This window comes from Gammaproteobacteria bacterium, from assembly GCA_015709615.1.
Classification (GTDB): domain Bacteria; phylum Pseudomonadota; class Gammaproteobacteria; order Burkholderiales; family Nitrosomonadaceae; genus Nitrosomonas.
This window is the reverse complement of sequence record CP054179.1, coordinates 148,112-160,086: the sequence shown is the minus strand read 5'-3', so window position 1 is coordinate 160,086 and position 11,975 is coordinate 148,112. Positions and strand designations below refer to the sequence as shown.

General features: G+C 45.4%; 13 protein-coding genes. 6 read left to right on the top strand and 7 right to left on the bottom strand.

The window, feature by feature from the left end:
• Window positions 1-6: 6 nt before the first annotated feature.
• The 3 genes from HRU77_00805 to flgB are packed head-to-tail and all read right to left on the bottom strand — an operon-like array spanning window position 7 to window position 1,511.
• Complete coding sequence (locus HRU77_00805) at window positions 7-681, bottom strand: flagellar hook assembly protein FlgD (GenBank protein QOJ19360.1); 675 nt, start codon at window positions 679-681, stop codon at window positions 7-9.
• Window positions 682-692: 11 nt separating this feature from the next.
• The gene (gene flgC / locus HRU77_00800; protein ID QOJ19359.1) at window positions 693-1,097 is read right to left on the bottom strand and encodes a flagellar basal body rod protein FlgC; all 405 of its coding nucleotides are present in this window, start codon (window positions 1,095-1,097) and stop codon (window positions 693-695) included.
• 3 nt (window positions 1,098-1,100) lie between these two features.
• Window positions 1,101-1,511, bottom strand: coding sequence for a flagellar basal body rod protein FlgB (gene flgB / locus HRU77_00795; protein ID QOJ19358.1), 411 nt, complete (start codon window positions 1,509-1,511; stop codon window positions 1,101-1,103).
• Between the two features lie 213 nt (window positions 1,512-1,724).
• Here flgB and flgA point away from each other — a divergent pair, with 213 nt between their 5' ends.
• From flgA to pbpG, 5 genes are all read left to right on the top strand, one after another.
• Window positions 1,725-2,435: a flagellar basal body P-ring formation protein FlgA gene (flgA, locus tag HRU77_00790; GenBank protein QOJ19357.1), complete on the top strand. Its 711-nt coding sequence runs from the start codon at window positions 1,725-1,727 to the stop codon at window positions 2,433-2,435.
• A 146-nt stretch (window positions 2,436-2,581) separates the two neighbouring features.
• Entirely contained in the window at window positions 2,582-2,851 is a 270-nt protein-coding gene (locus tag HRU77_00785; protein ID QOJ22013.1) for an acyl carrier protein, read from the top strand.
• 125 nt (window positions 2,852-2,976) lie between these two features.
• A complete protein-coding gene (locus HRU77_00780; GenBank protein QOJ19356.1) occupies window positions 2,977-3,345 on the top strand; it encodes an Xcc1710-like domain-containing protein in 369 nt (122 codons plus the stop codon).
• A 203-nt stretch (window positions 3,346-3,548) separates the two neighbouring features.
• Window positions 3,549-3,776 carry a hypothetical protein gene (locus HRU77_00775; GenBank protein QOJ19355.1) on the top strand — a complete coding sequence of 76 codons (228 nt, stop codon included), beginning with the start codon at window positions 3,549-3,551 and terminating at the stop codon, window positions 3,774-3,776.
• Between the two features lie 457 nt (window positions 3,777-4,233).
• Window positions 4,234-5,061, top strand: a complete 828-nt coding sequence (pbpG, locus tag HRU77_00770) for a D-alanyl-D-alanine endopeptidase (protein QOJ22012.1) — start codon at window positions 4,234-4,236, stop codon at window positions 5,059-5,061.
• Between the two features lie 12 nt (window positions 5,062-5,073).
• Here the strand turns inward: pbpG and HRU77_00765 are convergent, their stop codons facing one another.
• The gene (locus HRU77_00765) at window positions 5,074-6,579 is read right to left on the bottom strand and encodes a carboxypeptidase M32 (protein ID QOJ19354.1); all 1,506 of its coding nucleotides are present in this window, start codon (window positions 6,577-6,579) and stop codon (window positions 5,074-5,076) included.
• 120 nt (window positions 6,580-6,699) lie between these two features.
• Between HRU77_00765 and HRU77_00760 the strand changes: the two genes are divergently transcribed.
• Window positions 6,700-7,143 carry a CopD family protein gene (locus tag HRU77_00760; GenBank protein ID QOJ19353.1) on the top strand — a complete coding sequence of 148 codons (444 nt, stop codon included), beginning with the start codon at window positions 6,700-6,702 and terminating at the stop codon, window positions 7,141-7,143.
• 32 nt (window positions 7,144-7,175) lie between these two features.
• Here the strand turns inward: HRU77_00760 and HRU77_00755 are convergent, their stop codons facing one another.
• From HRU77_00755 to HRU77_00745, 3 genes are read right to left on the bottom strand one after another with little or no spacing between them, the layout of a single operon-like run.
• The gene (locus tag HRU77_00755; GenBank protein QOJ19352.1) at window positions 7,176-10,079 is read right to left on the bottom strand and encodes an EAL domain-containing protein; all 2,904 of its coding nucleotides are present in this window, start codon (window positions 10,077-10,079) and stop codon (window positions 7,176-7,178) included.
• A 16-nt stretch (window positions 10,080-10,095) separates the two neighbouring features.
• Entirely contained in the window at window positions 10,096-11,502 is a 1,407-nt protein-coding gene (locus HRU77_00750) for a hypothetical protein (protein ID QOJ19351.1), read from the bottom strand.
• On the bottom strand, window positions 11,471-11,956 hold the full coding sequence (locus HRU77_00745; GenBank protein ID QOJ19350.1) for a hypothetical protein: 486 nt from the start codon (window positions 11,954-11,956) through the stop codon (window positions 11,471-11,473). Before HRU77_00745 ends, HRU77_00750 begins: the two co-directional genes overlap by 32 nt.
• Window positions 11,957-11,975: the final 19 nt, after the last annotated feature.

The window sequence follows — 11,975 nt, the reverse complement described above, 5'->3', positions numbered from 1 at the left end:
CTCCTATCAGAACACCTGTTTAACGTTGGATAAACTAATCAATCCTAATTTGTCACCCATATCCAGGTGAGTATCACCTTCGCCAGGCGTCACACTTTTTACCACCCCGAATGAAAGAGTATCGACTTTAACGTCATTACCCCCCTGTTTTGCGCTTACCGCAAAAGTGTAATCGCCATCGACCGCCTTGGTACCGCTATCGGTTAAACCATCCCAAGAAATGGTACTGATACCAGTCGGTTGCGCCCCCAAATCCATTGTACGAATAGCAGCCCCGGCACCATCCAGAATGGTAACTTTGAGTTGATCCACCGGTTGCGCCAATTCGATACCGGCAATAGCGCCGTCTCCGCTCAATGCAATCGCTGTTCCTGGAACGAATGCTTTGTGTCCGATCAGTCCTAATGCTTCTACGGAACGGGTATCGTCAGCGCTGGAAACCAATTTCTGCAGCGTTGAGTTCAACTTATCAAGACCCGATACCGTGCTGATTTGCGCCAATTGACTGGTCACCTCGGCATTGTCCAGCGGTTTTAACGGATCTTGATTTTTCATTTGTGTAACCAATAGCTTCAGAAACCGGTCTTGCGGATTTTCAGCATCCTTCTTACTGGTAGTACCAGCGGCTGCTGTTGAAGCGGTTGCGGCTGTTGCGGTATTGACTTGCGGAACTGAACTCATTGTTTACTCCTTTATTGACCAATCGTCAGTGTTTTTTGCAACAGTGACTTGGTAGTATTCATCATATCGACGCTGTTTTGATACGAACGCGAAGCTGACATCATATTAACCATTTCATCGACAACATTGACATTGGGCATCGTCACATAACCGTTTTTATCCGCTAACGGATGCTTAGGTTCAAACACTTGCCGCATTGGCGATGGGTCGTGAACAATACCCGCAACCTTAACGCCGCTCGCACCGCTCGCATCTGCTTGTAAAGTACTAAAAACCACTTGTCTTCCGCGATAAGGTTCACCGGTTGAACTAGTTACGCTATCAGCGTTTGAAAGATTACTGGCCACTACATTTAAACGTTGTGACTGAGCCGACATGGCGGAGCTTGCGATACCGAATACATTAAATAATGACATTTTCTATCTCTCCAACATGGCTGACGTTAAGTTTCTGAATTCATTATTAATGAATGTAATACTTGCATCATATTTAATGGCGTTATCGGCAAACCGGGTTCGTTCCATATCCATATCTACAGTGTTTCCATCCGCACTGGGTTGCAGAGGAACACGGTATAAAATGTTGTCTCCGAAGACTCCGGATGCAGCAGAATTAATATGCATTGCCGATGTCGTATTCATGTTTACTTTTTTTAAGCTGGGAGTTGATGACAATCTTTCGCTCAAAACACTGGCAAAGTCGATATCCTTCGCTTTAAAATTCGGCGTATCGGCATTGGCCACATTGCTGGAAAGCAATTCTTGCCTTGCAACCCTTAAACTTAGTGCGTTATGGTGATAATTCAATTCTTTATCAAGTTTGTTAATCATCTTCTCTATCGCCTAATTTAAATGAGTGTCTATTCGGTTATTAGCATTTAGCATGCCAGCAATAATATATGCATGGACTAATCGACCAATTCGCAAATAAGACACGAAAGCAGTGTTATCTTTGCGCTTGGATTTTTTTGCAGTCATTTAATATATCGTCATGGTATAGCGGCAATAATTGCCGAATACGGCAAAAATGAAGGATTAGAAACCATGATACGTTGCTTAACGACAATCCTCTGCCTGCTGGCGCTCGTTTTTCCAGCGCTCGCATCGCAGCAAAAAACATCCATTGACCATCAGGAAATCTCAGTGATTAAAAATGCCATTGAGCACTTTCTCTACAGCAATACGGCATCGCTTCCAGGGCAGGTTATTGTGAATGTGGGTCAAATCGACAAGCACTTGTCGCTACCAAAGTGTCCGCAATTAGAACCTTTTGTTCCAGCAGGTGGACGTTTGTGGGGAAAAACCTCAATCGGCGTGCGTTGTGACAGCGAAATCGCGACCTGGACCATCTATGTCCAGACTGAAATTAGTGTCATGACGGATGTACTGCACCTCGCTCGGCCAGTATCATCAGGGCAGACGCTGACTTATGAGGATATTGCACCGCAGAGTGTCAACTTAACGCAAATGCCGGAAGGCATATTGACAAATGCCGCACAAATCATCGGCAAGGTTGCAACCGCTAATCTCCCGGCCGGTCAACCCTTACGGCCACAAATGTTGCGGGCACCCTATGTAATCGTGCGCGGGCAGACGGTGAATCTGGTTGTACAAGGTCGCGGATTCAGCATCCGCTCTGAAGGTCAGGCATTGATCAATGCAACCGAAGGGCAAGTCATACAGGTTCGTAATAAATCCGGACGAATTCTCAATGGGCTTGCGCGCGCCAATTCCATTGTAGAAATACAGCCATAGCTTTTTCCGCCTCAAATACTCTTCTGCGATGATGCAAGCTTTTTGCAACCATTGCATAATCCCGCAATCATTACGCACGATCGGATTTATAATAAGCGATTATTCATAATGCTTGTAAAAACAAACAACTCCTTATTGTGACAAACATAGACCATATCACCGAAATAAAAAAAATTCTGACGGATACCTTGGGACTAGGCGACCGGCTGGATAGAATGGAAGCGGATATGATTCTACTCGGCAATGTTCCCGAACTTGATTCTGTCGCGGTCATTACCGTCATTCTGGCGATAGAAAAAAAATTTTCTATCACAATAAAAGACGACGAAATCAGCGCAAAAACCTTTGCGACACTTGGTACGCTGGTTGATTTTGTGGAAAATAAAATAGCTGAGGGTAATAAACAATCAAAGTGAACAATCGTAAACAAAGAACTCTGATTTTTGCACGAACCAAACTTTAAAAGTGGTAGATGTTGTATTTTGATTTGAATAATGCATAATCATCGACAGCCAATCAATCAACATCAGGAAACACATCATTGAAGCTTCATCTTGCAAATTTTGCGCACCAAAATATCTTCACCGGTTATGGTGAAGGTTATGTACTCATCAATCAGATCCGCTATGAAAAAAGCTTGATTGTGCTGCCTGATCATTTAGTTAAAGATTGGCCTATCTTATCGGTGCACGAGCTGGAGCTTCAACATTTCGAAAGCTTATTGCCGCACTCACCCGAAATTATTCTTCTTGGAACAGGTGCTGATCATAAATTTCCTGGCCACAATTTACTGAGTCAGTTAGCAAAAATGGGAATCGGAATAGAAATAATGGATACAAAAGCTTGCTGCCGAACTTATAATATATTGGTTGAGGAAGGTCGTCGTGTCGCCGCAGCTGTTTTGATTTAGTGCCATTCAAAATTGCAAGAAGACTTTCTTCAAATCCACCGAATTTTAGCTGGATCAACCATGCACGACATGATAGTTCGGTTCTTAATTCGCAAGATTTTAAAAAGAAATGGCCTGACAGTTATGATTGTGATAAATTCATGGTTGGTAAGTCAGGTATATTAAAATTGGCTTCCTTCATAACATTCATATAGGAGTAAAAAATGAGCAAATATCTTATCGCTGTAATCGGTTTAGTCTTTTTGATGGGCTCTTCTGTAACCATGGCAAGTGGCAACAAGGAATCTAAAATGCCACCTATGGCCGCACAAGACATATTGAATAAAATCTCATGTGAAGGCAAAAAAGACGGCGAAAAAATTAGAGATCGCACCGACGGTGAAATGATTACTTGTCCAGCCAAAATAAAACAACCTAATTTTGGTAAATAATAGCCAATCGATTACTATGTGATTGGCAAATAGGTCAAGCTACATCAATGAGTTTTTCTCTGCTGCATCTCAAATACAAAAAATTGGATAGGGATTGAATATTTAGCAGCTGTGAGCTTGACCTATTTTTCTCAGTAATTAAAGAATTTCACGTGTTTTGTCCCATTTACCTACAGCCTATACCCAAGCTACACGAATTGACTGTAGAGAATCACAATTCCAAATTACTCAACAATTTATTTACAATCATAATAATAGCTACAATATCATAATACGATTTATAGTTTGAGTGCTTTAACCTTCTATAAATAAGGATTTATTTACAAGTTTCTATAAAAACTCCAATAAAGTTATAGTAGAATAAAATTTAACATATAAAAAATTCTAAACTGACATTATCCTCGTTCATAAAAATACTGATATGAATTCAATTTTTGTCAATCGGAGAGTAGAAAGAATGAAGCGGGGAATTTTTTTATTTTGCATCTTATCTTTTTTTATTAGTAATACTTTTGCGCAAAAAGATAATCCAGATATAAAGTCACAAGCTGCGCTCATATTTAACGCAAAAAATGAACGCGTTATTTACGACAAAAACGCAGATAAGGTAATGCCGATCGCATCTATTACCAAATTGATGACTGCAATGGTTACATTAGATGCACGGCTGTCACCAAACGAGAGAATCACCATTACCAGCGCGGATGTCGACAAACTCAAACATTCATCTTCGCGTTTACCTGTAGGCAGTACTTTTCCACGCTATGAGTTGTTACGACTGGCTCTGATGTCTTCTGAAAACCGTGCTGCGGCAGCACTTGGTCGCACATATCCCGGCGGTACCAAAGCTTTCGTGCAAGCCATGAATTTGAAAGCGAAGAAACTTGGCATGGCCAACAGCCGTTTTGTCGATGCGACTGGTTTAAATAGCGGCAATGTCGCAACCGCACGCGATTTGGCCAAACTAGTTGCGGCCTCGAACAACTATGCCGCCATCCGCGAATTTTCCACCACCACTCAGCACGCCGTCTCACCGGGTAATAAACGCGGTCAATTACAATACGTCAACTCCAACAGTTTGGTGCGAAATCAAAATTGGAATATTGATGTTTCCAAAACCGGCTATCTGAGTGAAGCCGGACGCTGCTTGGTCATGCAAGCCAAAATCTCCGGGCAACCGATGGTCATTGTTTTACTGAATTCCTGGGGCAAAAATACCCGTATCGGCGACGCCAATCGCGTCAAAAAGTGGATCGAAAGTAATCAAGGTCGCAGGCAAGTATAAAGTTAGCCGATTTCAAGCAAGCTGATAAATATCGCGATACTTGTCCTGGAGGTAATCAATGAAATAATCCGGATTCAACGGTTCACCGGTTACATGCTCAATCAATAGTTGCGGTGTATAGAGTCTGCCTTGACGATGGATTTTTTCATTGAGCCAACTTTTAATCGGCATAAAATTACCGTTGGCGACGCTCAGCTCGGTATCGGGTTGTTCATTCAGCAGCGCTCGATGAAACTGGCATGCATACATCGCGCCTAAGGTATACGAAGGAAAATACCCGAACGCACCGCTGCTCCAATGCGAATCCTGCAACACGCCATGCGCATCATCCGGGGGATTGATTCCCAAATATTTTCGTGTCAACTCGTTCCAAACAAGCGGTAAATCATCAACCGGTATCGAACCGTCAAACAATCCCCTCTCAATTTCATAGCGTAGAATAATGTGCAGCGGATAGGTCACTTCATCCGCTTCGACTCGAATAAAATCGGGTTTACAGATATTGATCGCACGGTAAAAAGAATCCACGGTAACCTGCTGCAAATTTTCCGCGAATGCGGCACGGATCGTAGCGAAATAATGCTGACAAAAAGGCTTGCTTTGCGCGATCATGCGCTCCCAGAACAGCGACTGTGATTCATGGATACCCATCGTCAGCGATTCGGATACCGGCAAATCACCAAGCTCATACGGCCGTCCTTGTTCATATAACGCGTGTCCTGTCTCATGAATCACGGCATACAGCGATTCGATAAAATTACGCTCGTTGTAGCGCGTGGTGATACGCACATCGGTTGGATGACTGCCGCCACAAAACGGATGCACCGACACGTCCATACGGCCTTGCTCAAAATTAAAACCAATATCGCGGCTGATCCTGCGCGCCAGCGCTTCCTGTTTATCCAGTGCAAACCATCCCTGCAAGAACGAAGTATCCGGCTGAACCGCATGATTCTGAATCGCCTGAATCAATGGAATCAATTCCACTTTCAATCGCTCGAATACCGGGGTGATCATACTCATCGTCGTGCCGCGTTCGAACAGATCGATATTCGCATCGTACGGATCTAGATCGGGCGATACGTGCTGCGCCCATTCTCTTTTCAGGTGTAAAAAACGCTGCAATACCGGTGCAAAATCGGCGAACTTATTTTCCTGTCTTGCCGCAACCCAAATACCATGTCCGCGCGAACCGAGTTCCGCCAATTCCTGCACCAGCCGCTTCGGCACTTTGGTTTCAAGTTCATAACTGCGCAGCGCTTCACGGATATTGCACTGTTGCACCGCAGCAAAATCAGCATATCCCGTCACTGCCAATTCATTTAAGCAATCCCCCAATCCAGGATCGGTCATGCGTTCGTGAATCACCCCTGCCAGCGCGGCAATTTGCTTGGCGCGCGCATCAGCGGCACCCGGCGGCATCATCACTTCCTGATCCCAGCCCAGCGTGCTCATTACGCCACTCAGATGAGAAATTTCTTCCAGCCTTTGCACTAAATTTTGATAATGCGGATTCATTCTTTTCCCGTTCCGGATTCGTTTATCTGCATTGCACATACACCCCAAGTTCCGAGGGGATAGCACTAACTTCACAAGCCCAGTATCATAACAACTTTTCCACTCATCGCTGATACTGTCATGCTCTGGATAAAATCACTGCATATCATTTTTATGGTCACCTGGTTCGCGGGGCTTTTTTATCTGCCGCGTTTATTCGTCTATCACGCCATGTGCGAAGACCAACCCGGCAAAGAGCGTTTTAAAATCATGGAACGTAAACTCTATTACGGCATCATGACTCCCGGCGCCGTGCTGACCGTGGTGTTCGGGGTATGGTTATGGCTAGGTTACGGTTTTTCCGGTGATTGGCTGTACGCCAAAGTCGCTCTGGTATTGAATTTGATCTATTACCACTATTACTGCGGAAAATACGTCAAAGCATTTAAAAACGATACCAATCAACATGGTCATGTGTTTTACCGTTGGTTCAATGAATTTCCGGTGCTGATTTTGTTTGTGGTAGTAATGCTGGTGGTGGTTAAACCGAATTTGATCGAATCGATTTCCGAACTGATTAAATAACCCATGCAACACAAAAACCCATGAGCGGCGCCCTACTGCAAAAAGAATTCGCTGACCGGCGCGGGCTTTCCAATGTAGTACCCTTGTGCGTAATCAATATCCATCTTCTCGATGAGTGACAGTATCTCGGCGCTTTCCACAAATTCCGCCGTAATTTTCTTGCCGAAACCGCGGGCTACACTGCACAGTGCGTTAACCAGGATCAGATCATCGCTGCTTTCGGACAAATTACGAATAAACGAGCCATCGATTTTAACAACATCAACCGGCAGCTCTCGGAGATAATAGAACGAAGAAAAACCGACACCGAAATCATCCAGCACGAAACCGCAACCCAGCTCTTTAATTTCGATCATCAATCCGCGCGCACCGGGTAAATCTTCTAGTGCCGCGGTTTCGGTGATTTCGAACATCACACTGGCGGGATCCATTTTTTGCGAGGTCAATTCTTCCTTGAGAATCGGCAATAGCTCAGGATCGTTAAATGCATGCGCAGAGAGGTTGATCGAGAAGCTGACCTTGAATCCCGCTTGATAAATTTTGGCCACTTGCGCAATGGCTTTACGCAGCACCATGTGATCAATCGCGTGAATTAATCCGGTATGTTCGACAGCCGGAATAAATTCACCGGGCGACAATATCGAGCCGTCCTTATCCTGCATCCGCAACAATACTTCATAGTGCGAGATTTCTTTGGTTTTTACTTGCATGATCGGCTGCAAATACAACATGAAGTTATCATGCAAATGCGAATACTCTATTTTCTCTTTCCAATAAACCAACGTATGAATACGCTCACGGCTACGGTCTTTATCGGAGAATAGGTACCAGGCATTGCGTCCCATCGCCTTGGCTTGATACATGGCCAGATCCGCGGCAGCCAGTAAGTCATGAATATTGGCGCCATGCTCGGGAAATAGTGCAATACCGATGCTGGCTGAAATCTTATGGGTGCGGTTGTTAATGGTCAATTGCGCCTGACCCAATTGATCCAAAACTTTCTTGGCCACTTCGATCGCACCGTTGGCGTTGATTTCCGGCAGAATGATGGCAAATTCATCACCGCCTAAACGGCCGGTGATATCATCCGCCCGGATCGTTTGAGTCAGCATGCCGGCCACCATTTTAAGCAGCGTATCTCCTGCTTGATGACCGCTGATGTCATTAATGTATTTAAAGCGATCGAGATCAAAAAATAATAACGCGCCGGGATGACGGTAACGCTCCGCGCGACTGAGCACTTGTTCCAGCTCATCGCTAAATCGTCGCCGGTTATACAAATTGGTCAACGGATCATGGTCCGCCAGCCAAGCTAGGTGCCCCTCAACACGTTTATATTCGGTAACATCCAAGCCTACGGACAAAATCGATGGATCATCCGCCGACTGCTGGCTGAGATGTGAATGCAACCAAGCGACATGCCGCATTGTACCATCTTTGCAATGGGTAATCGCTTCATGCCGCAACTGCATTCTTTGTCCGCTGTGAATTTCTTTAAAGCGCATCAGCAAATCCTGCGATTCATACTCTGGAACTAGGATGCTAAGGAAAGACCTTCCTTGCAGCTCGTTTTCGGTGTAACGGGTCAGCATCTCGCCATAAGCATTCAACGACATGATTTTACCTTCGACATTCTGTGTCAACACGATCGCCTGTGCGGTATCGAGCAGGTTCTCGACGAAATCCCTTTCTTTACTGAGCTCATTCTTTTGCTCAATGAGCATTTTAGTGCGCGTGGACACCTCCTGTTCCAGTTTCTCCAGTTGCAAAGATAAGGACACGGCTGCTTCCGAGAGCGTATCCACCTCATCCCTGAAACGTTGCACGTGATCGTTGGAAGCCAGTGACAAGCGGAACTTCTCAAACTGTCCATTGGCCAGCAAGGGCAAAACAAAAGCAACATCCTTTAGTTTTGCAAGCAACCGGGTAAAAATCAGAAACAATAATATTTCCGAGAAAATCAACCCGAGCAAACCGATCAATGCAATTTTCCAAATGGAGTCGTAAATATTACTGACTGCGGCAGTGACATCGGTAATCACGATCAAGTGCGCTTTATCGGGCTCATACGAATCGAGCGGAAATAATTTTATTTGCAGATACTGATCGTTCCAGCGGATCTGAGTGCCATTATTCAGTGCAATCAGATTCGGGTGCAAATGCGAGGTTTTTTTTAGAACCTCTAAATTCTTTTCCTTATTAGTCAATGCTGAAACATGAATATTCCAGCGTAAATAATCGGCGTCGTTCGGCGGCAGCAGATTATTCTGTTCCTTGATCAGCAAGCCGATATCAGTGCCCGCTATCCGTTTGAACGCCAGAAACATATCCGCCAGCGATATTCCCATCACCACGACGCCGGCTTTTTTTCCTTCCACCAATAAAGGCGCAACGATATATTGAATGCAGTTTTCCCGGCAAAGCAAAGGATTTATCGGCCTTTCCGATTGATTGACATGACTCACCCAAGTTGCCAATAACTTGTTGCCGTCGCTCTGGGTATCCAGACTATCCCAGCTGGCGTTTAACTGATTTTGCAGATTATAAAAATGAACGAACTCAACGCCGTTGTGAAATTGCAGCAACGCCCAATGGGGATCGAAAACTTTACTGATGCTCTCGCCGTCATTGATCAGCAAGGCATTTCTCATTCCATCCAGAAATGGAATCATCTCGGCCAACTGATATAAATTCTGTGACGTGTTTTTGATCAGACTCGTGACTTCCCTGGAATAACGCCGGTATTCGACTTCCCGTTGATTGTCGAAATTGGCCATTAACCCGAGGTAGCTGATGAAGCAAAAAAGCATTACAACCGCCAGCAGAATCATGCTGCTGCTCAGTGAGATCTTCCATCTCAGGCTGCGGAATCTGCGGCCTTTATGGTTTGGCGCAATGGATATTTTTCCCATTTTAGTTCCGGAGCTACTTTCCATCAGAGTTACAGCTTTCTTAGAAACGATAGGATGCTTGAATTGCGAAAAGATCCCAATTTTTTATAGTGTCTCTCGGGTTCGGATTATCCAGCCGTGACAACCACCCGGTTCCATTCACATAATGATACTCCGCGCGCAGCATGAATTCCGGTGTAACATTCCAGCGTAAACCGACGGTGATATCCCTGGCAAAACGCGAGTGTTCCAAACCTTGGCGCATAGGATTCAGCGCAGCCCATTGATTTCCGCTTCGATCCGATCGATCGGTGAATAGCGCATCATACCGCAAAATACCTTCCAATTTCGGGGTAAAGCGATATTCACCTTGAAAGTAGTAGCTTTCACCGACGAAGTGCAATCCGCTCAACGCCGGCGCTTTAAAACTATCATCGTATTTAAACGGCCGGATCGCGTATTCGGATGTTAACGTCCAGCGCTCCGTGTTGTACTGCGCGGAGAAAAAGACCGGAGTAAATTCCAGCGCCCCGGAACCCAGCAGATCATTAACACCAAGCGGATCGTAGGCTGTATTCAACCATATCCCGCTAACGCCCAAACGCAGCCGTTTATCGTTCGTTTCAAAAATCCCGCGGCCTATGTAGGATACTTCCCGTTTCATGTGTCCCGGCTGTATGCCGCCTAGCAATGAGCTTTCCCACTCCTTGTTGCTGACGATCGGCAGCGTCACGCCGAATTGCGTGGACAGCGTACCCCAATCGGATACCGCCACATCACCGTAAAGTTGCACGGAATCACTGGAAAGACCGACATTGCGGGAACGGTCGAAATAAATCGACTGCGGCAGCATGATGCTCGGACGCGTAAAGGCCACATCCCGGGTTTCGTTGTAAAACCCGAACGGATTCTTTATCCTGCCGATGCGAATGCCCAATTGATTCGTTTCATGAGAATATAAGCGGTAATCCAGGAAAGCATAATCGAGCCGCGGCATGCCCGTGTTCCCCTCACCCGCACGGCGCGACAACACTTGCGCCGATAATTGCAGCTTCGGCAATGGCCGCACCGAAGCATTGAGTCCGGCTTCGGTCAAACCAAAACTACCACCCTTGTCGCTATTGCCAAAAACATCATTATCCGAAGTAACCAGATACGCCTGCGAGATGAATCCATGAATTTGCAGATCTCCCGGGCGATCGGCCGAGCGCAGCCACTTTAATGCCGTACTTACCACACCGGCTTTTTCCTGAGCTTTGCCAGTCTCGGTAGCCTCGGCCGGCAAATCTTTCGTTTGCACCCATTTAACCGGAGGGTTGGCGGACTCGGATTGCTTTTGCGGCTGTTCAAGCTGCTGCGCCTGAGCGGAGACACCGACGATAACCGATAGCACAGCAAAGCCCCTTACCAGCCGCCGGACAGAGCGCATGAAATAGCTACTTAATCTCGAGCACGTTAACATTTTCATTAATATTGGCTCTCCATAAATAACCTATTGCGCCCGGTGTGCTGGCAACTTTGGCAAGCATTTCTTCGCTTGAATGAACTTTGATCGGGGCCTGACCGGTACCCGAGAATACTAATCGGTCCCAAGTAGATCTCAATTGATAAGGAAAAACGTTTAACTTTTCCTTGGAAACGATTTGATGCAATTGATCATCATCGGATAATACAAAAACTCTGATCTTGGTTCCGTCAGACCAGGTTTTTAAACGCATGCTGAAAATAGAACGTAACGAATTAGCCGAGAGGATTTTTTCGTTTACACTGGGGTTGGTTACAATTTCGTAATAATCATCCGCCCTGGCTTCACTCTCTATACCGCAAAGGCATAGCGTCAGCGCAAAACACAGGCTGGCTCTAACCCTTAACCAATATCGCTTTGATAATCGGATGCGTATAAGGAAATGAAATAAGTTCAAGAAACAGATTCCCGATTCA